General features: G+C 54.2%; 16 protein-coding genes and 1 pseudogene. 11 read left to right on the forward strand and 6 right to left on the reverse strand.

Annotated elements, in window-relative coordinates; all coding sequences use genetic code 11:
• Window positions 1-49 precede the first annotated feature (49 nt).
• Entirely contained in the window at window positions 50-3,103 is a 3,054-nt protein-coding gene (locus HMPREF2711_RS00310; protein WP_070615117.1) for a DNA translocase FtsK, read from the reverse strand.
• Between the two features lie 164 nt (window positions 3,104-3,267).
• Here HMPREF2711_RS00310 and HMPREF2711_RS00315 point away from each other — a divergent pair, with 164 nt between their 5' ends.
• Together HMPREF2711_RS00315 and HMPREF2711_RS00320 are read left to right on the forward strand one after the other, a co-directional pair.
• Window positions 3,268-3,945: an energy-coupling factor ABC transporter permease gene (locus tag HMPREF2711_RS00315; RefSeq protein ID WP_070615120.1), complete on the forward strand. Its 678-nt coding sequence runs from the start codon at window positions 3,268-3,270 to the stop codon at window positions 3,943-3,945.
• Between the two features lie 79 nt (window positions 3,946-4,024).
• A complete protein-coding gene (locus tag HMPREF2711_RS00320; RefSeq protein WP_070615124.1) occupies window positions 4,025-4,384 on the forward strand; it encodes a CrcB family protein in 360 nt (119 codons plus the stop codon).
• Between the two features lie 74 nt (window positions 4,385-4,458).
• Here HMPREF2711_RS00320 and HMPREF2711_RS00325 read toward each other — a convergent pair whose 3' ends face one another.
• The 5 genes from HMPREF2711_RS00325 to ppx form a co-directional block, all read right to left on the reverse strand.
• Entirely contained in the window at window positions 4,459-5,148 is a 690-nt protein-coding gene (locus tag HMPREF2711_RS00325; protein WP_070615127.1) for a suppressor of fused domain protein, read from the reverse strand.
• Window positions 5,149-5,260: 112 nt separating this feature from the next.
• On the reverse strand, window positions 5,261-5,887 hold the full coding sequence (locus tag HMPREF2711_RS00330; RefSeq protein WP_003746168.1) for an NAD(P)H-hydrate epimerase: 627 nt from the start codon (window positions 5,885-5,887) through the stop codon (window positions 5,261-5,263).
• 22 nt (window positions 5,888-5,909) lie between these two features.
• The gene (gene truB, locus HMPREF2711_RS00335; protein WP_003746170.1) at window positions 5,910-6,824 is read right to left on the reverse strand and encodes a tRNA pseudouridine(55) synthase TruB; all 915 of its coding nucleotides are present in this window, start codon (window positions 6,822-6,824) and stop codon (window positions 5,910-5,912) included.
• 67 nt (window positions 6,825-6,891) lie between these two features.
• The gene (gene rbfA / locus HMPREF2711_RS00340) at window positions 6,892-7,263 is read right to left on the reverse strand and encodes a 30S ribosome-binding factor RbfA (RefSeq protein ID WP_003685554.1); all 372 of its coding nucleotides are present in this window, start codon (window positions 7,261-7,263) and stop codon (window positions 6,892-6,894) included.
• A gap of 87 nt (window positions 7,264-7,350) precedes the next feature.
• Window positions 7,351-8,859, reverse strand: coding sequence for an exopolyphosphatase (ppx, locus tag HMPREF2711_RS00345; protein ID WP_003746172.1), 1,509 nt, complete (start codon window positions 8,857-8,859; stop codon window positions 7,351-7,353).
• Window positions 8,860-9,031: 172 nt separating this feature from the next.
• Between ppx and HMPREF2711_RS00350 the strand changes: the two genes are divergently transcribed.
• From HMPREF2711_RS00350 to HMPREF2711_RS00390, 9 genes and pseudogenes are all read left to right on the forward strand, one after another.
• A complete protein-coding gene (locus HMPREF2711_RS00350; protein ID WP_003746174.1) occupies window positions 9,032-9,655 on the forward strand; it encodes a lytic transglycosylase domain-containing protein in 624 nt (207 codons plus the stop codon).
• 114 nt (window positions 9,656-9,769) lie between these two features.
• Complete coding sequence (locus HMPREF2711_RS00355) at window positions 9,770-11,152, forward strand: MFS transporter (RefSeq protein ID WP_003746177.1); 1,383 nt, start codon at window positions 9,770-9,772, stop codon at window positions 11,150-11,152.
• Window position 11,153: 1 nt separating this feature from the next.
• On the forward strand, window positions 11,154-11,681 hold the full coding sequence (gene ssb / locus HMPREF2711_RS00360; protein WP_003746178.1) for a single-stranded DNA-binding protein: 528 nt from the start codon (window positions 11,154-11,156) through the stop codon (window positions 11,679-11,681).
• Between the two features lie 110 nt (window positions 11,682-11,791).
• The gene (locus HMPREF2711_RS00365; protein WP_070615130.1) at window positions 11,792-12,799 is read left to right on the forward strand and encodes an IS5 family transposase; all 1,008 of its coding nucleotides are present in this window, start codon (window positions 11,792-11,794) and stop codon (window positions 12,797-12,799) included.
• Window positions 12,800-12,950: 151 nt separating this feature from the next.
• The gene (locus tag HMPREF2711_RS00370; protein ID WP_283118130.1) at window positions 12,951-14,420 is read left to right on the forward strand and encodes an efflux transporter outer membrane subunit; all 1,470 of its coding nucleotides are present in this window, start codon (window positions 12,951-12,953) and stop codon (window positions 14,418-14,420) included.
• A gap of 49 nt (window positions 14,421-14,469) precedes the next feature.
• Entirely contained in the window at window positions 14,470-15,237 is a 768-nt protein-coding gene (locus HMPREF2711_RS00375) for an IS481 family transposase (protein WP_003746186.1), read from the forward strand.
• Window positions 15,238-15,353: 116 nt separating this feature from the next.
• A complete protein-coding gene (locus HMPREF2711_RS00380; protein WP_070615135.1) occupies window positions 15,354-17,015 on the forward strand; it encodes an MFS transporter in 1,662 nt (553 codons plus the stop codon).
• 86 nt (window positions 17,016-17,101) lie between these two features.
• Entirely contained in the window at window positions 17,102-18,256 is a 1,155-nt protein-coding gene (locus tag HMPREF2711_RS00385) for an HlyD family secretion protein (protein WP_070615138.1), read from the forward strand.
• 192 nt (window positions 18,257-18,448) lie between these two features.
• Window positions 18,449-19,386, forward strand: a pseudogene (locus tag HMPREF2711_RS00390) (tryptophan 7-halogenase).
• Window positions 19,387-19,492: the final 106 nt, after the last annotated feature.

A 19,492-nucleotide genomic window follows, 5' to 3' on the forward strand; every position in this document is an offset into this window, starting at 1 on the left:
AAGGCCGTCTGAAAAATTTTCAGACGGCCTTAATTTAAGCAAGGATAAATTAATCCAGATGGTCGCTGCTTTGTGCCAAGATGGTGCGGTTGCCGTTGTTTTCCGCCGGGGAAACAATACCGTCGGCTTCCATTTGGTCAATCAGGCGGGCGGCGCGGTTGTAGCCGATGCGCAGTTGGCGTTGGACATTGGAAATGCTGGCTTTACGCGATTTTAAGACAACGGAAACGGCTTCGTCATACATGGGGTCGAGGTCGCTGTCGTTGCTGCGGCTGGTGCCGGTAAAGTCTTCGGTCGAACCGCTGCTTAAAATATCATCGATATAGTCGGGTGCGCCGAATTGTTTCAGGTATTCCACTACGCGGTGTACTTCGTTATCGGAGGCGAACGCGCCGTGTACACGTTGCGGATAGCCGGTGCCGGGCGGCAGGAACAGCATATCGCCTTGGCCGAGCAGGTTTTCCGCACCCATTTGGTCAAGAATCGTGCGGCTGTCGATTTTGCTGGACACTTGGAAGGCAATGCGTGTCGGAATATTGGCTTTAATCAGGCCGGTAATGACATCCACGCTTGGGCGTTGGGTGGCAAGAATCAAATGGATGCCGGCTGCGCGGGCTTTTTGGGCGAGGCGGGCAATCAGTTCTTCAATTTTCTTGCCTGCAGTCATCATCAGGTCGGCAAATTCATCTACGACGACCACGATAAACGGCAGTTTTTCCAATGGCTCAGGGTCTTCAGGCGTGAGGCTGAACGGGCTGCCGATTTTTTCACCACGCGCGGCGGCTTCGGCAATTTTTTGGTTGAAACCGGCAAGGTTGCGCACGCCCATAAAGCTCATCAGGCGGTAGCGTTTTTCCATTTCGTTGACGCACCAGTTCAGTGCGTTTGCAGCCAATTTCATATCGGTCACGACAGGGGCGAGCAGGTGCGGAATGCCTTCGTAAATGCTTAATTCCAGCATTTTCGGGTCAATCATAATCATGCGCACGTCTTCCGGCGTTGCTTTGAAGAGCATGGACAGAATCATGGCGTTCACACCCACGGATTTACCCGAACCGGTCGTACCGGCAACCAGCAGATGCGGCGCTTTGGCCAAGTCGGTGACGACAGGCTGGCCGGTGATGTCTTGGCCAAGTGCGAGGGTGAGTTTGGATTTGGATTCGGTAAACGCAGGCGAATTGAAGATTTCGCTCAGGCGGATCATTTGGCGTTTCGGATTAGGCAATTCCAAGCCCATGCAGGTTTTGCCGGGGATGGTTTCCACTACGCGGATGGAAGCCACGCCAAGCGAGCGCGCCAAGTCTTTTTCAAGGTTCAAAACGGCACTGCCGCGCACGCCGACATCAGGCTCAATCTCATAACGCGTAATGACTGGGCCGGAATAGGAGTCCATCACTTTGACTTTAACTTTGAACTCGGCCAGTTTTTCTTCGATGGTAATGCTGTTTTCCAGCAACTGTTCTTCAGTTTGCGAGGCGCTTGGGTCAAACTGCGGCGGCAGGAGCAGGGCAGTGGTCGGCAGGTGTGCCTCGGTCAGTGTTGTTGAAGTCGGATGAACTACGCTTGGCATACTCTCTTGAATGCTTGGTTCTACGGTTTGCACAGGTGTTTCAACGACTGTCTGTGTATATTCAGACGGCCTTACGATTGTTTCAATAGATTCAACAGGTTCAATCGTTTCAACCGCTTGAATCGCTTCTGTTTCCGCTTGTGCAGGTGTGGCAGGTTCACCATCGAATTCTGTTTCTTCTTCCGCAGATTCGCTGATTAAATAATCGCGGATACTGCGTTCAGGCTGGTTGCTAACATGCGCATTGACTTGCGAATCAAAAATCGGCACTTGGATTTTATGTTCGAAAGCAGGCGGCTCGGGAATATCAATCGGCGCAATCGAGGTTTGGAAAACGGGCGGCTCGGGGATATCGGTTTTAGCCATCGGGACGACCGGTACGGCAGGCGGTTCGACTACGGTTGCGTTTGGTGCGGCAGGTCGGGAGATATAAGGGGATTTTTTAACAGGCGCAGCCGGTTTTGGACGGGACGGCGTTGCCGGTGTGGCAGGTTGTAGTGCAACAGCTTCCGTGGCAGCTTGTTTACGCGCCCATCTTTCGGCGGCCGCTTCGGTATGGCGAACTTGACGGCGCAAGCTGGCAGGACGGCTGATTTGTCCCAAGTTGGCCAGAATTTCGTCATTTTCGATGGTGCGCGGAGAGTAGTCGCGCAATGGGGCGACGGCCGCTGCCAGTTTGTGGCGTGCGGCGGTACGGCGGGCAAGGTTGTCGTGAATATCTTCCGCTTGGATTTCAGAAGGGAATGCCTGCATAGAAGTATAGGGGAGGATGGCTTCTTTTTCGGCAGTTCTTAAGGCCGTCTGAACGGTTTCGATATGCGGCGCATTGGCTTCTGCCACGCGGACATTATTGGCGCGCGCCAAGGCACGTTCGCGTGTGCGGCGCAAAACAGGGTCGTTGTAGTCGATGATTTCCATGCCGGTCATCGGCAGGGATGAAGCGCGCAACAATGGGGTCTCGACTTCGTCTTTGTAAATCGGCGCATTTTTTTCGGCCAAATGTTCGTTCCATTCTTCAACCGCCGCTTCGTGCAGGGAACGGGTGGCTTCTTCTAATGTGATTTCTTCAAAATTGCTGTTTTGCACCAAAGACGGGCTGTATTCGGGCGTTTCCATTTGCGCAAACGGCGTGATTTTGGGAATACGTTCCGGCTTGGCAGATTTGCGGGTTTTAGGCGCAACTTTGATTTCTTCTTTGGTCGCTGCGATGTGTTCCGGCTCTTCGGCAACGGGCTCTGCTGCTTGCTCTTCGTCTGTTTCGGCGTGTTGCGTTTTATTGTGTTCGAGCGCGGAAAGCAGGCGGATGCGGGCGATTTTATGGTTGTCGGCGGTGCGCTTGTTCATGCTGAACAAACGTTTCAGGCTGTCCAGTTGGCTGGCAAAACCGACCGGGCTGTCTTCTTCGTTGATTTCTTCTTCATCGCCACTGAGTCGGGCCAATTCTTGGCGCCACTTTTGCTCTTGTTTCTGGCGCCACCAGAACAATCCGGCTATGGCGGCCAGCAGAATTAAAGCCAATATTGTCCAAAGCATGCGTCCATCCCCTTAATTAAACGGCAAAGTCCGTTATTCTAACGCTTTTTTCGGGTAAACAAAACCAGCCGAAACAAGCTTTAACGGCAAAGGCAGACAGGATTGTCAAAGCTGTGGCTTGAGGCGCGTATAATAGGCCGTCTGAACATTTTGCGGATGAGAAGATGATTTTTCAAAACGGATGGTTTCCCGTTGGTGTCGTGATGGCGGCATGGCCTGTGTTGCTGGTGATTTTTGCTTTGTGTGCAAAGCAGGCATGGGTGTCGGTATCGCAGCATCGTTCCGCATTTTTGTTGGCTGCCGTGATGTTGCCGCTGGCTTGGAGTTTGAATGCCTCTCCGGAAAGCGGACAACTGGCCGGCATGAGCTATCATTTGCTCGCCTTGAACCTGACGGCTTTAATGCTGGGCACCTCTGCTGCGTTCTGCATCGGCGTTTTGCTGTTTTTTCCATATTTGTGGCTTTGGGGCGATTGGCATATGTTCCCCATCAACGCCTTGTCCGTATTGCTTCCGCCTTTGTTGGTGAACTTGGGCTTCCGCCATTGGGTGTCGCGTTTGCCTGCCAATATCTTTATCTTTATTTTTCTGAATGGTTTTTGGGCCGCGGCGGTCGGCATGGTGTTTACCGGTGTGGTTTTGGTCGGTTTGTTGGATTGGGCGGATGTGTTTGATACGACAGTATTGTGGAAAACCGCTTTTCCTGTTTTCTTCTTAATCGCTTGGGCAGAGGCATTTTTGAGCGGTATTTCAACAGCCATTTTTATCGCGCTCAAGCCGCAATGGATTTGTACTTTTGATGACGGCAGATATTTGAAATCTGCGCCTAAGATTTGGCAATAAGATATGAAGGCATCTTTGTGTGGTTTTCAGACGGCCTCATGACCGGATGGCCTGTTTTCAATTAAATTTTTAACGTTTTATGTTTGCTTATATTTTTCCCATTGTTTGCGGCGCCGCTGTTGGGGCTGTATTGCGTTGGCTGTTTGGCTTGGTGCTGGTGTCTTCTACGTCTTTTTCTATCGGTACATTGGCGGCAAACTGGCTGGGCGCGCTGCTGATCGGTGTATTGGCAGAACTCTTAACCGATCCGCAATGGCGTTTGCTTTGGATTACCGGATTTCTCGGCAGCTTGACCACATTTTCAGGTTTTTCAGTGGAGATGGTGGGTTTGATGCAGGCGCAACGCTGGGGCATGGCTTTGATGGCAACCTGTCTGCATGTTTTCGGTTCGTTTGGTTTGACGGCGCTGGGGATTAAATTGGCGCAGATTTGGAAGTAAGTTGCTATTTTATTTGAAAAATAAACCGAAGGCCGTCTGAAGATCTGTTTTCAGACGGCCTTCGGCTTTATCAATTAGGGTTGTACATAGCTTTTTGTACGCGCTAAATCGGTAATCAACAGCGGATTGTCTTTGCGCATCATATCGATCAGCTCTTGGCAACGTTTGGTTGTTGGATCTTGCCAGAGCCAGTCAAGCTCAGGCTGGGTAAGGCCGACTATCTGAAGAAATTGAACTTCTCCGTTTGGCGTTTTGATAGCGGGCAGCTTGGGGTCTGGAGCGAAGGCTACGCCGACGATGGCGGTTTCTGTATCCATTCGGATAGGGCCGTTAGTTGAAGTAAAGTGGTAGGCTTCAAACCAGTTGCCGCTTTCAAAAACGTAACGGCCAAGGTTATTCATCATGTTGACTGCCCAATAAGGCTCGTGTTTGGTGTTGTAGTCAGAATCCGGATCCTGATCGTAAGGGGGAGTACGGAAGGTAAATTCAAATCCCCATTTACTGTAATCTGCACTGGCAAGTTCTGGATTAAAGTAAAGTTCGCTCATGCCGTAGGAAACAATATGGCGATGGAAGGTTTGCTCTTCGCAATCAAAAATATCGCTATTGTCCAGTGGATCGGTGCCTCCCAACCAATATTTGATTATAGGGCCATAGGAGCGTGGTTTGACATCACCATAAAGTGCTTTAAGCGCAGCATCGATGGCTTCCCAGCCGACGGCTTGATCTTCTTTAAAAGTTTGGCGGTATTCTTGTTCGTTCATTGTCTGTTTCCGTGTCGTTGATAATTTGGTCGTAAATTAATTGGCGTGTTTCTTTTAGAATGAGCAGTTTCTAAAAATAAAGCGATTTAAATATGACATCTTATTTGCTTTTTTAATCAATGCCAATAGGTAAACAGACGGTTTCTTGACAATAGGTTTTGCCGGACTCGCTTAAGTGTGCCGGTTTGTAGGCGGCAAAGGTGTAGGTCAGGTCTGCGCGGAATGTGTCGGGATCGGCTTCGGCGGTGTCGCAGTTGAGGCCGGTGGGAATATCGAGGGCGACTTTCAGGCCGTCTGAATGATTGAGTTGGCGGCAGAGGGCGGCGATTTCTGATGGAAGCGCGCCGCTGAAGCCTGTACCGAATATGCCTTCGATAATGATGTCGTAACCTTTTTTCAGACGGCCTTCCAGTTCTTGTGCGGATATCAATTCAATATGGGGCAAACCGTTGAGGCGCTCCCGATTGGTTTGAGCCAAAGGGGAGAGGTTTTCTCCGAGTGAAAACAGAATATCGATATGCCAACCTTGCGCCTGCATATATCTTGCCATGACTAGGCCGTCGCCGCCGTTGTTGCCTTTGCCGCAAACGATCAGGGCGCGTCCGGCTTGGGGATGACGCTGCATGAGGTCTCGGGCGGCAGAGCTGCCGGCGTTTTCCATCAGTTGGTCGAAGCTCGTGCCTTTATCGACGGCTGCTTGTTCGCGTTCGCGCATTTGGGCGGCAGTATAGACTTTCATGATCGGCTCTCTTTGCAGGAAGTTATTGGTCGGCGGTATTCATCAGGCGCAAGGTTTTCAGACGGCCTATTTCTTTTTGATATTCCACCAGCCCGATAAATGTGCCGTCTCGGTTGTATACACGGATGGGCTGTTCGGCGGAAATGTTTTCGGTGAACTGGGGACGTTGGCCGTGTTTGAGCATGGTAACGGCGTAGTCGTTTAGCTCAAGTTTGGGGAAATGTTGCACCAAGACATCGCAAGGCAGCAGCAGGGCATCGCGTTCGGCTTCGTCTAATTCTGCCAAGGCTTCGAGCGTGTGGCTTTGGGCAATGGTAAAGCCGGCGGTTTCAGTACGGCGCAGGGCGGTCAGGTGGGCGAATGTGCCGATGTGTTTGGCGATGTCTTCGCTGAGGGTGCGGATATAAGTGCCCTTGCTGCAACGTACGTCTATCACGGCTTTGGGTGCATCAAATTCAGTGATATCAATGGAGTAAATCGTAATATCGCGTGCTTTGCGTTCGATAACGATGCCTTTGCGTGCGTATTCGTACAGCGGCTTGCCTTCGTGTTTGAGGGCGGAAAACATGGGCGGCACTTGGCGGATATCACCTGTTAAGGCTTGGCAGGCCGTCTGAAATTCGGATAATGAAATATCGGCGCGTGCGGTGGCGATGATTTCGCCTTCTGCATCGCCCGTACTGCTGGCTTCGCCGAGCTTCAGTGTGGCGGTGTAGGCTTTGTCGGCATCAATCAGGTATTGGGCAAACTTGGTCGCTTCGCCGAAACAAACAGGCAGAAGCCCTGTGGCCAAAGGATCGAGTACGCCGGTATGCCCGGCTTTTTTGGCACGGAACAACCGCCGCGCTTTTTGCAGGGCGGTGTTGCTGGAAAGACCTTCGGGTTTGTCGAGAAGAAGAACGCCGTTGACCGGGCGTTTGGTGGGTTTATTGGTCATATTAATTAGGGAATATTAATGTTCAGGCCGTCTGAAAGGGTTCAGACGGCCTGCGTGTTTTAATCAATCAGTCTTCAACCGGTTTTTCCGCCGCCACTTGGTCGATCAGGCTGGAAATGCTCATGCCGCGTTCGAGTGATTCGTCGTATTTGAAGTGCAGCTCGGGTGTTTTGAAGAGTTTGATGCGTTTGGCCAATTCGCTGCGCAAATGGCCTTTGGCGTGTTCCAAAGCTTCTTCGGTGATGTCGCGTGTGCTGTCGTCGAGGACAGTGTAGAACACGGTTGCATGGCTGTAATCTCGGGTGACTTCGACTTCGTTGATGGTGATGAAGCCTGCGCGCGGATCTTTCAGGCCGGTGCGGACGAGTTCGGCAAGCTCGCGCATGATTTGTTCTTTGACACGGTCTTGGCGGGCGTAGCCGCGTTGGGGTTTTCTCATGGTTTTCCTTGATGTATGGCAGGCTGTCGTTTTCAGACGGCCTGCGGTTTGAATCTTAAAAAGTTGCCTATTATAACGGAGCGCGGTTTATTGTGCTTGAACCGAGAAAGGCATATCGATTTTTTGCCATTGCGCGCTTTCGTAGTCCAGCGCATCGGCGATGAGGGGGTGTTGCTCCAGCCATTGGGCGTTGATGCGCAAGATGAAGCTGTGGTTGTTTTCATCAATGCGAAGCTGGGTTTGCGGCGGTAAATCAAGCGGCAGGCGCGAGCGGCAGAAGAGGGCTGCCAGGCGCAGGGACAATACGGCACACCACATGATTTCGTTATCGCCGATAATATCCGCCATTTTCTTGAGGTCGCCGCGATGGCCGATAACCAGTTGCGCCAAAATGGTTTGCTCTTTGCGTGAGAAGCCTGGCATATCGGCGTTTTCGAGAATGTAGGCGGAGTGTTTGTGATAACCGGTATGGGCAATATCCAAGCCGATTTCATGCAGACGGCCTGCGCGGCTGAGGTATTGGTTCCACAGGGCAAGCTCTTGAACGGTTACGTTTTTGGCGTGGCACAGACTGTTCATGAAGGCTTGCGCGGTATCGGCAACGCGTTTGGCTTGGTTGAGGCTGACGTGGTAGCGTTTTTGGAACTCTGCCGTTGTCTGTTCGCGCATATCGACATTGAGGCTGCGGCCGATTAAGTCGTAGAACACGCCGTCGCGGAGGGCGGCTTCGGTAACGGTCATTTTGGTCAGCGAGAGTTCGTCGAAAGCGGCCATCATCACAGCCAACCCGCCCGCAAAAACTTCGACGCGTTCGGGTTTGAGGTTTTCAAATTTGGCTTTTTTAACTGAACCGGCTTCGATAATCCTATCGGCAAGATAACGCATGCCTTGGGCGGTAATGTCGGCTTCCTGCGGCAATTCGGCCGCCAAAACGTCGCGTATGGATTTTGCCGAACCGGATGTGCCGATGGCGAAATCCCAGCCGGTACGCTTCATCAGTTTGCTGATGCGCTGGATTTCGATACGCGCGGCGGAAACGGCGGCTTGGAAATCTTTGGCGGTCACTTTGTTTTGGAAGAAGCGCATGCTGTATGTTACGCAACCCAAAGGCAGGCTTTCTGTGGTCAGCGGTTGCAAATCCGAGCCGATGACAAATTCGGTCGAACCGCCGCCGATGTCGATAACCAGCATTTTGTCGCCTTTGGGCGGCAGGGTATGCACTACGCCGGTGTAAATCAGACGCGCTTCTTCGCGGCCGGCAATGACTTCAATGGGAAAACCCAGCGCCGCTTCGGCACGGGGCAGGAATTGGGCGATGTTTTTGGCGACGCGGAAAGTGTTGGTGGCCACCACGCGCACGTTTTCAGGTTGGAATCCGCGCAGGCGTTCGCCGAATTTTGCCAAACATTCCAAGGCTTGTTCTTGAGAGGCCTCGCTTAGGTTTTTTTGTTCGTCCAAGCCGGCGGCAAAGCGTACCATTTGTTTGAAGGAGTCGATGACTTTCAGCTGGCCGTTGTTGTTTTCACAAATTTGCAGGCGGAAACTGTTGGAACCCAAATCGACGGAGGCTAAAACGTTGGCGGGAGTGGTGGTCATAAAAAATACCGCTTGATTAGAAAAACCTAAATGTTACTTGAGGCCGTATCACTTGACAATAAAAGGAATACAGCTCTTTGATTCTGCTCATAGATGTATTTTATAATGCCAATTTTAAGCAAATATATCAAAGGCCGTCTGAACTTTTCAGACGGCCTAAAAAGAGAAACACATGAAATCGGAAAACCAAGATTCCTTATTTTTATCACGCCGCCGCCTGTTGCAAGTCGGCGGAGCCATGCTTTTGACGCCTGCGGCTGCTTGGGCGGGGGCGCAACGTGAAGAAACGCTGGCCGATGATGTGGCGTCCGTGATGCGCAGTTCGATCAATAGCGCCAGTCCTGCGCGGCTGGTGTTTACCGATGCAAGGGAAGGGGAGCGTTGGTTGGCGGCGATGTCTTCCCGATTGGCACGCTTTATTCCCGATGAAGGCGAGCGCCGCCGCCTGCTGATCAATATCCAATACGAAAGCAGCCGCGCCGGACTCAATACTCAAGTGATTTTGGGCTTGATTGAAGTGGAAAGCGCGTTTCGCCAATATGCCATCAGCGGCGTGGGCGCGCGCGGTTTGATGCAGGTGATGCCGTTTTGGAAAAACTATATCGGCAATCCGTCACACAACCTTTTCGACATCCGCACCAATCTGCGCTACGGCTGCACCATTCTGCGCCATTACAACAATATCGAAAAAGGCAATATTGTCCGTGCCTTGGCAAGGTTTAACGGCAGCTTGGGCAGCAACAAATATCCGAATGCCGTATTGGGCGCGTGGCGGAATAGATGGCAGTGGGGTTGAGCGGCTTGCGATTTGCCCCATGCAATTCCTTTGAATCCTGTATAATAAGAAAATCTGTTAATTCACACTTTCAGACGGCCTTTCGCAAATTTAAGGCCGTCTGAAACATTATTTATGGCAAGAGATAACCGCATTCAAATGTTTCCGCACGAATGGCGTGCCAGTACCACACTCTCCGGCGTTTACGCACTGCGTATGCTGGGGATGTTTTTGGTGCTGCCTGTTTTGGCGATGTATGCCGCTTCGTTGCCCGGTGCGGAAGATAATAAAGCATTGGTCGGTATGGCAATGGGCATTTACGGGCTAACACAGGCCTTGTTGCAGCTGCCATTGGGCATCGCTTCCGACAAGTTCGGCCGTAAAAAAGTGATTTATATCGGCTTGATTGTGTTTGCCGCCGGTAGTTTCTTGGCCGCAGTTGCCGACAGCCTGCAAATGTTGGTTGTTGCGCGTGCCATTCAAGGCGCGGGTGCCGTCAGCGCGGCGGTAACGGCTTTGCTGGCGGATTTGACCCGTAGCGAAGTGCGGACGCGTGCGATGGCGATGATCGGCCTGAGCATAGGCTTGACCTTCTCCGTCAGCCTGGTGCTCGCGCCGATGATTGCCAGCTTTATCGGCGTATCCGGCCTGTTTGCGCTGACCGGTATCCTGACGGTAATCAGTATCGGCGTGGTTGCGTGGATGACGCCAGAGCCGGAAGAGTCAAAACTGCATGAAGACACGCAGGCGCAGCCTTCGCGTATGGGCGAAGTATTGAAAAACCGCCAGCTGCTCAATCTCGACTTCGGTATTTTTGCCTTGCATGCGGCGCAAATGGCATTATTTACCGCATTGCCGTTTGCCATGACGCAGCTGGGTTTGGAAAAAATCCATCACTGGCAAGTCTATCTGCCGTCAACCATTACCGGCCTGATTATTATGGTGCCGCTGATTATCGTCGGCGAAACGCGTAACAAGCTCAAGCAAGTGTTTATCCTCGGTATTGTCTGCATTGCCGCGGCACAAATCGGCTTGCTGTTTGGCATGCACTCGATATGGTTGATTACCGCCTATTTGATTGTTTATTTTATTGGTTTCAATGTATTGGAAGCCAGCCTGCCGTCTATGGTATCGAAAATCGCCCCGTCTGATTTGAAAGGCACGGCGATGGGCGTGTATAACACATTACAGTCAGTCGGCTTGTTTGTCGGCGGCGCGACCGGCGGCTTATTGTTCCAAAAATATGGGTTTTCAGGTGTTTTTACCTTTTGTAGCGTATTGATGCTGTTGTGGCTGGTATTGGCACTCATCTTACCGGCACCGAAATCCGTCAAAAACCTCAGCTATCCGCTTAACGCCGAATGGCAACAAAATCCGGATTTGCTCCACCAAAAACTGACCGAAATTGAAGGCGTCGAAAGCATCAGCTTCAGCGCAGACAAACAAACCATTTATATCAAGGCCTTGCAAAAAGGATTCGACCAAGAGGCCGCCGAAAAAATCATCACAGGAGTGTAAAATGTCATTGAATAAAGTTATCCTCATCGGCCGTCTCGGCCGCGACCCGGAAGTCCGCTATATGCCCAACGGCGAGGCCGTCTGTAACTTCAGCGTTGCCACCAGCGAAACTTGGAACGACCGCAACGGCCAACGCGTAGAACGTACCGAATGGCACAACATCACCATGTACCGCAAACTCGCCGAAATCGCCGGCCAATACCTGCGTAAAGGCAGCCAAGTGTATTTGGAAGGCCGTATCCAAAGCCGTAAATACCAAGGCAAAGACGGTATCGAGCGCACCGCTTACGACATCATCGCCAATGAGATGAAAATGCTCGGCAGCCGCAACGACAACAGCGGCGGCGCACCATACGATGACGGCTACAACCAAGGCAGTCATTCAAGCCAAAGCAGTTACCAACAAGCGCCTCAACAGCAATACCAATCTGCCCCGGCGCAAGAACCCCCGGCCGCCCCGGCCCGTCGTCCTGCTCCGGCACAACCGACCGCTCCGGTTGAGGATATCGACGACGATATTCCGTTCTAATGACTAAATAATAAAAGGCCGTCTGAAAAATAGACTTCAGACGGCCTGAGACCTTTGCAAAATTTCCCAAAATCCCCTAAATTCCCATCAAGACATTTAGGGGATTTTTCATGAGCACCTTCTTCCAACAAACAGCCCAAGCCATAATCTCCAAACACATCGACCGCTTCCCACTATTGAAGTTGGATCAGGTGATTGATTGGCAACCGATCGAACAATACCTGAACCGTCAAAGAACCCGTTACCTCCGAGACCACCGCGGCCGTCCCGCCTATCCCCTGTTGTCCATGTTCAAAGCCGTCCTGCTCGGACAATGGCACAGCCTTTCCGATCCCGAACTCGAACACAGCCTCATCACCCGCATCGATTTCAACCTGTTTTGCCGTTTTGACGAACTGAACATCTCCGATTACAGCACCTTATGCCGCTACCGCAACTGGCTGGCGCAAGACGACACCCTGTCCGAACTGCTGGAATTGATTAACCGACAACTGGCCGAAAAAAACCTAAAATTAGAGAAAGCATCCGCCGCCGTCATTGACGCCACCATTATTCAAACCGCCGGCAGCAAACAACGCCAGGCCATAGAAGTTGATGAGGAAGGACAAGTCAGCGGCCAAATCACACCGAGTAAAGACAGCAATGCCCGATGGATCAAGAAAAACGGCCTCTACAAACTCGGTTACAAACAACATACCCGTACCGATGCGGAAGGCTATATCGAGAAACTGCACATTACCCCCGCCAATGCCCATGAGTGCAAACACCTGTCGCCTTTGTTGGAAGGCATTACCGAAGGTACGACCGTCTATGCCGACAAAGGCTATAACAGTAAGGAAAACCGGCAACATCTGGAAGAGCATCGGATGAAGGACGGCATTATGCGCAAAGCCCACCGCAAACATCCGCTGTCGGAAGCGCAAACCAAACGCAACCGACATCTATCGAAAACACGTTATGTGGTCGAACAAAGCTTCGGTACGCTGCACCGTAAATTCCGCTACGCCCGGGCAGCCTATTTTGGTCTGTGTAAAGTGAGTGCGCAAAGCCATCTGAAGGCGATGTGTTTGAACCTTTTGAAAGCCGCCAACAGGCTAAGTGTGCCTGTTTGCGCCTAAAAGGCGGTCCGGATGCCTTATTATCAGGTATCCGGGGAGGATTAAGGGGGTATTTGGGTAAAATTAGGAGTGATTGGGGGAGAAAACAGCCGAAAACCTGTTTTTGGGTTTCGGTTGTTGGAGGAAAAGAAATTTTGCAAAGGTCTCTGCCTTGTGCGTTGAAGTTTTCCAACCCCGCCCGATACGTTTTTTGTTCAAACGCTTCCCTTTATTTTTCCTCTGTGCCGCGCTGTTTTCGGGCTGCGCCACTCATCCCAAGCACACCCCCGCCGCCGTGGAAACCGCCGAAACGCTCGGTCTGCCCGCCAGCTCGCAGCCGCCGATTGCGCCGCAATGGTGGCGTGCGCTCAACGATGCCAAGCTCGACGGCCTGATTGACACCGCCCTCGCGCGTTCGCCCGATTTGGCGGCGGCACAGGCGCGCTTGCGGCAGGCGCAGGCGGGGGCGGATTTTGCGGATTCGCAGCGCGGCGTGAAGATTGGATTGGGGCTGAGCGGCGCACTGCTGCACCGCGACGGCGTAAACGAGCGCGAGAAGCCCGAACTCATCAGCGATTTGGAAAAGCGGCTGCTGGGCGACCACGGCACCAATATCACTTATGAATCGCTGCAACTGCAAGGGCAATGGTCGCCCGATGTGTTCGGCAAATACAAGCACCAGCTGGAAGCTGCGCTGGGGCAGCAACGCGCCGTGGAATACGAAATCGCGCAGACGCGGCTACTGCTGGCGCAGGGCGTGGCGACGTATTACCGCCAATGGCAGTTGCTGCTGGAAACGCGGCAGCGCGTGGCGCAGCGGGCGCAGTTGAACCGCGAGCGCGAGCAGGTGGTGCGCGAACTCATCCGCGCCGGACAGGTCGCGCCGAGCAGGCTCTATGCGGTACAGCAAGGCAACAGCCGTTTTCAGGCTGCCTTGTCGGATTTGGACGGCAACATTGCGCAAATCCGCCACGCGCTTGCCGCCTTGACCGGGCAACCGGCGCAGGCGTTGGACAACTTCGCGCCCAACCCCGCCGCCAACACCCCCGCGCCGCCCGTGTCGCAGCTCACCGCCGACTTGCTCGGCAAACGCCCCGATTTGGCGGCGCAGCGCGAGGCACTGACCGCCCGCCGCCATTTAGTTGCCAGCGCGAAAACCGAGTTTTATCCGAACATTACGATTAAAGCGTTGGCAGGCTTGTCTAACGTGGAAATCGGCAACCTGCCGCATTCCTCGTCATGGATGGCGGGGCTGCTGCCCAGCGTGAGCCTGCCGATTTTCACCTCTGGCGCATTGCGGGCGAACCTGTCGCGCAAGGAAGCCGAGTTTGACGAGCAGGCGGCGCGTTACAACAAAAACGTTTACACCGCCCTGCGCGAGGCGGCAGATGCGCTGACGCAGTACGAAACCGCCCTGGCGGCGGTGCGCGACCAGACCGAGATGACCGCGCTCGCCCGCAAAAACGCCGCTGCCGCGCAAAGCCGCTTCCACGCGGGGCTGGACAACAAACTGGATTTTCTGGCGGCGCAAGACGAAACCCTGCAAAACGAAGCGCAACTGGCGCAGGCACAGGCGAAGCTGTTTACCGCGTGGCTGGCGTTAAATACCGCCTTTGGCGGAGGTTTTGCGGCGGACAAATAAGGTGTAGAAATCCCTAGCGTTGTTTACAGTATTTCAGGAGAATACTGACATGAACATGCACAAAAACACCCGACTCACCCCGCACCACCGCCAAGCCATTTGGACAGCATACACACAGGAGAAGGAGAGCGTCACCTCCCTGGCCCGTCGTTACCAAGTCAGCCGCGTCACCATCTACCGCGCACTTAAAGCCGCAAGGGGTAGGCTGCTCAAACCCCAAACCAGCACCAACAACCGTTTTAAACAGACAAAGTACGGAATGAAACGTCTGGCCAAGGTAGAACGCAGTATTCAGGAAAAACTCAAAAAGCAGGCCAAACGCTACAACAAGTCCTATCCCGGCGAAATGGTGCACGTCGATACCAAGCGACTGCCGCTGCCCAAAGGGCAGAAAGCCACCGACAAACGAGATTACCTGTTTGTCACCATTGATGATTTCTCAAGAGAACTGTACGCCGCCATCCTGCCGGACAAAACCGCAGACAGTGCGGCCAAGTTTCTAACGGAACAAGTCATCGAACCCTGCTCCTATTTGATCGAGTGCGTGTATTCGGACAATGGCAGCGAATATAAAGGCGAGGCAAGTCATGCTTTCGGCACTGCCTGTTATGAAAACGGCATCAATCAAAAGTTTACCCGTCCTGCCCGACCGCAGACCAACGGCAAAGCCGAGAGGGTTATTCGGACGATTATGGAAATGTGGCACGAAAAGCATAGTTTTGACAGTCCGGAACACCGGCAAAAGGAGCTGTGCCGATTTGTGAACTTTTATAACACTGTGAAGCCGCACGGGTCTGGGCGGCGATACGCCGTTTGAGGTTTTGCAGGCTTACTTTTCTCAACCTGTGGTGTAAACAATGCGGTTATTTTCTACAGCTGAGGTAGCCTAAAAATCTAAAACTTTGTCCCGTCCACCCCACCAAAGGAAACCCCATGCCCCTGCAATCCGGCGGCTACACCTTCAAGCCGCATGAAATGCCCTTTATGCCGGGTTCGCCCGCCTCGCCCGAGCATCCGAAAAAGCGGCGGCTCGCGTATCTTGCCATCGGTTTATTACTCGCGCTGTCGTCGGGCTTCCAAAACGGGCTGCTCACCGCCTCGCTGCCGCAGCTGCGCGGCGATTTGTCGCTCGATTTGCAGCAGGGCGGCTGGATTCAGGCGGTGTATTTCATGGCTTACGCCTGCATGAGCGTCCTCTTTTTCAAAGTCCGCAAGGCGTATGGCCTGCAACGCTTCGTCCGCATCACCCTGTTCGCCCAGCTTGCCGCCAGCCTACTGCAACTGGTTTATCACCATTACGAAGTGCAACTCATCGCGTGTGTTGCCGCCGCCATCGCCGCCAGCGGCCTGCTGGTGCTGTCGATTTACTACATGATGCAGGGCTTTACCGGCACGAAAAAGCTGGCCGGGCTGGTGTTCGGGCTGGGTCTGATGCAGGTCGGCACGCCGCTGGCGCAGAGCCTCGTGCCGCTGCTGTATGGCGACGGCGACCTCAACGGCGTGTTCGCCTTTCAGGCTACCCTCGCGCTCGCCTGCACCGCCTGCCTGTTCGCCCTGCCGCTGCCGCCCGGCATCACCGTGCGCAAATCGTTCACGCTGACCGACGCGCTCAGCTTTACCCTGTTCGCCTCCGGCATCGCGCTGTTGTGCGCCTTTCTCGTGCAGGGGCGCACGGTGTGGTGGACGACGCAGTGGCTCGGCTGGCTGCTCGCGGGCGGAGTGGGGCTGACGGGGCTGGCGTTGTACATCGAATCGACGCGGCACAAGCCGATGCTGGACTGGCACTGGATGACCGTGCCGCAAATCCTCATCTTCGCCGTGATGGGCGCGATGGCGCGGCTCTTGACCTCGCAGCAGACCGTCGGCGCGGCGGGGCTGATGGGCGCGGTGGGCGTGGGCAGCGCGCAGATGAGCACGTTTTACCTGATTGTTGCGGGCGGAATGCTGGCGGGTGTGGTCGGCAGCCTGATTTTGCTGGATATCAACGACATCCGCCGCCCCGTGATGGTTGCGCTCGCCTGTTTCGCCCTCGGTGCGTGGCTGGAAATCGGCGTGGGCATGCAGACCCGCCCCGCGCAACTTTATTTCAGCCAGTTTATCGTTGCCTTTGCCTCGCTGCTGTTTATGGGGCCGATGATGCTTGAAGGCGCACTGCGCGCGCTGGCGAAAAGCCCCGACCACATAATGAGCTTCTCCGCCGTGTTCGGCCTGTCGCAAACCCTCGGCGGGCTGGCGGGTGTGGCAGCATTCAGCGCGTTTTTAACTTACCGCACCCGCGACCACCTCGCCGCCATCGCGCAAAACCTGACCCTCTCCAACCCCGCGCTCGCCGCCGACATCCAGCGCAACGCCGCCGCCCTCTCTGCCACCCTCTCTGACCCGGTGCTGCTGCAAGGCCGCGCCGTCTCGCAAATCACCGCGCAGGCGGGCAAAGAAGCGTCGGTGGCGGCATACAGCGACCTGTTCGCGCTGCTGGCGGCGATGGCGGCGGTATCGACCCTCGTCGCCGTCGCCCTGTGGCTGTACCGCCGTTATTACAAGATTGATATTCTGGCGGCGGAGAAGGCGAAAGTGTTTGCGGCGTTGGGGAAATAGTGTTTCAGACGGCATTAAAGGCAGCCTGAAAACCACCGCACCAACCCATTAACCGAATCAACCCCCAAATCAACGGAAAGCAAAAAATGTCCCAACCCGACACCCCCGAACAACCCGACACCGAATCCCAAAAAACCGCCGTGCCGCCGCCCGAGATGCAGCCTGAAACGTCGTCTGAAACCCCGTCCGAGCCGCAAGAGCCCGCCCAATGGCAGCCTGAAAAACACCGTTTCGGCAGCATCGGCATACTCGCCGCCAGCGCAATCGGCGTGGTGCTTGCCCTGTATGCCTTCCGCCTGCCGCCCTTCGGCATGGGCGAGGTTTACACCAACAACGCCTATGTGCGCGGCAGTGTAACCGCCGTCAGCCCGCGCGTGGGCGGCTATGTGCAGAAAGTGCTGGTGCGCGATTTTGACAACGTAAAAGCAGGGCAGCCGCTGGTGGAAATCGACCCCGCGCCCTACCGCGCCAAAGTCGCCCAAGCCGAAGCTGGGCTGGCGGGGCAGCAGGCGGCGTTGAACAAAACCGCGCAGGACAAAGCCTCCGCCCTCGCCGTCTCCAAAGCCAACCAAGCCGCGATTGACAACGCCCGCGCCCAGCTTGACCGCGCCCGCCGCGAATGGCAGCGCATACAGGCGGTGAGTGCCGATGCCGTGTCGCAAAGCAGCCGCGATGCCGCGCAAACCGCCGTTAAACAAGCCGAAGCGGGCCTGAAACAGGCGCAGGAGCAATACGCCGTGGCGCAGCAGAACATCATCAACACGGGCGTAGGGCGCGAGGGCGCACAGGCGGGCATCGCCAACGCGCAAGCCCTGCTGGACTTGGCAAAACAGGATTTGGGGCATACTGTGATTTACGCGCCCGCCAGCGGCAAACTCGGCGAAGTCAGCGTAAAACAAGGGCAGCTTGTGAGCGCGGGCACGCAGCTGATGTCCGTCGTGCCGCCCGAACGCTGGATCATCGCCAACATCAAAGAAACCGATATGGCCAACGTGAAAATCGGGCAGAGTGCCAGCGTGAGTATCGACGCACTCGGCGGCAAGGCGTTCAGCGGCAAAGTCGCCGAAATCTCGCCCGCCACCGCTTCCGAATTCAGCCTGATTAAAGCCGACAGCGGCACGGGCAACTTCGTCAAAATCGCCCAACGCATCGCCGTAAAAATCGTATTTGACGCAGGGCAACAGGATTTGGAACGCCTCGCGCCGGGGATGTCGGCGGAAGTGAACATTGCTACGAAGTAAGGTAAAAGGCCGTCTGAAAAGTTTTCAGACGGCCTTTAAGACTGCTTTTTTTATTGAAGTAAAGCAAATCGGGCATTATCCGTGCATCAATTGCCCAACCCACTCAACAAAAAGCAGCCTCAAACTCCATTCCCCCATTTTCAGGCTGCCTTGTAAAATTCTATAATTACGCTTTTATGCCAAACCATTTATCTGCGAAAGTCCCACACCCAATTTGACGTTGCCGTCATCGGCGCAGGCCCGTCAGGCTCGGTTGCCTCCGCTCTGCTTAACAAACAGGGCTTCAAAGTATGCGCGCTGGAAAAACAGCATTTTCCGCGCTTTGTGATTGGCGAGAGCCTGCTGCCGCACTGCATGGAAATGCTGGAAGAAGCCGGTTTTGCCGATGCCGTGCGCGCCGAGAAAGGCTTTCAGTTTAAAAACGGCGCAGCGTTCGCATGGCGCATTTCACGCGCATCACCGACAACATCGCCGCCGAAGCCGATTTTGACCACAACAAAATCCTGATTACCACCCACCCGCAGCACCGCGACGTATGGTTTTGGACAATCCCTTTCGACGACAACACCTGCTCGCTCGGCGTGGTCGGCACACCCGACAAACTGGCGGGCGATTCCGAAGCCGTGTTGAAACAAATAGTGGCAGAATGCCCCAATCTGGTTGAATTTTTTAAACATTCCGAATGGGAAAACGGCTTCCCCTACCGCAGCATCCAAGGCTATTCCGCCAATGTTAAAACCCTGCACGGCAAACATTTCGCGCTGTTAGGCAACGCCGCCGAGTTTATTGACCCCGTGTTCTCATCGGGCGTAACCATCGCGCTGCATTCCGCCAAACTCGCCGCTGACCTGCTTGCCCGCCAGCTCAAAGGCGAAGCGGCAGACTGGCAGCGCGAGTTCGCCGAGCCGCTGATGGTGGGCGTAAACGCTTTTCGCACCTATGTGGACGGCTGGTACGACAACCGTTTCCAAAACGTGGTGTACGCACCCAACCGCGCGCCCGAAATCAGCCGCATGATTTCCGCCATTCTCGCGGGCTATGCGTGGGATACGGCAAACCCGTTTGTAGAAAAATCGGAACAGCGGCTGAACACGCTGGCGGAACTGGTGGGGGATTTGGCGTTTGAATAGGTGTTGATGTCGTCTGAAAACAGTTGCAGGTCGGGCATTGATGCCCGACAAACACCGACCTGTTTATCTTAAAATGAGACCTTTGCAAAATTCCCCAAAATCCCCT

Source organism: Neisseria sp. HMSC070A01 (assembly GCF_001810165.1).
In the GTDB taxonomy this organism is placed as follows: domain Bacteria; phylum Pseudomonadota; class Gammaproteobacteria; order Burkholderiales; family Neisseriaceae; genus Neisseria.

Excerpts from the sequence above, each read along its gene's own strand:
- HMPREF2711_RS00310 (WP_070615117.1), bottom strand. The coding sequence starts at position 3,103 with ATGCTTTGGACAATATTGGCTTTAATTCTGCTGGCCGCCATAGCCGGA.
- HMPREF2711_RS00315 (WP_070615120.1), top strand. The coding sequence starts at position 3,268 with ATGATTTTTCAAAACGGATGGTTTCCCGTTGGTGTCGTGATGGCGGCA.
- HMPREF2711_RS00320 (WP_070615124.1), top strand. The coding sequence starts at position 4,025 with ATGTTTGCTTATATTTTTCCCATTGTTTGCGGCGCCGCTGTTGGGGCT.
- HMPREF2711_RS00325 (WP_070615127.1), bottom strand. The coding sequence starts at position 5,148 with ATGAACGAACAAGAATACCGCCAAACTTTTAAAGAAGATCAAGCCGTC.
- HMPREF2711_RS00330 (WP_003746168.1), bottom strand. The coding sequence starts at position 5,887 with ATGAAAGTCTATACTGCCGCCCAAATGCGCGAACGCGAACAAGCAGCC.
- truB (WP_003746170.1), bottom strand. The coding sequence starts at position 6,824 with ATGACCAATAAACCCACCAAACGCCCGGTCAACGGCGTTCTTCTTCTC.
- rbfA (WP_003685554.1), bottom strand. The coding sequence starts at position 7,263 with ATGAGAAAACCCCAACGCGGCTACGCCCGCCAAGACCGTGTCAAAGAA.
- ppx (WP_003746172.1), bottom strand. The coding sequence starts at position 8,859 with ATGACCACCACTCCCGCCAACGTTTTAGCCTCCGTCGATTTGGGTTCC.
- HMPREF2711_RS00350 (WP_003746174.1), top strand. The coding sequence starts at position 9,032 with ATGAAATCGGAAAACCAAGATTCCTTATTTTTATCACGCCGCCGCCTG.
- HMPREF2711_RS00355 (WP_003746177.1), top strand. The coding sequence starts at position 9,770 with ATGGCAAGAGATAACCGCATTCAAATGTTTCCGCACGAATGGCGTGCC.
- ssb (WP_003746178.1), top strand. The coding sequence starts at position 11,154 with ATGTCATTGAATAAAGTTATCCTCATCGGCCGTCTCGGCCGCGACCCG.
- HMPREF2711_RS00365 (WP_070615130.1), top strand. The coding sequence starts at position 11,792 with ATGAGCACCTTCTTCCAACAAACAGCCCAAGCCATAATCTCCAAACAC.
- HMPREF2711_RS00375 (WP_003746186.1), top strand. The coding sequence starts at position 14,470 with ATGAACATGCACAAAAACACCCGACTCACCCCGCACCACCGCCAAGCC.
- HMPREF2711_RS00380 (WP_070615135.1), top strand. The coding sequence starts at position 15,354 with ATGCCCCTGCAATCCGGCGGCTACACCTTCAAGCCGCATGAAATGCCC.
- HMPREF2711_RS00385 (WP_070615138.1), top strand. The coding sequence starts at position 17,102 with ATGTCCCAACCCGACACCCCCGAACAACCCGACACCGAATCCCAAAAA.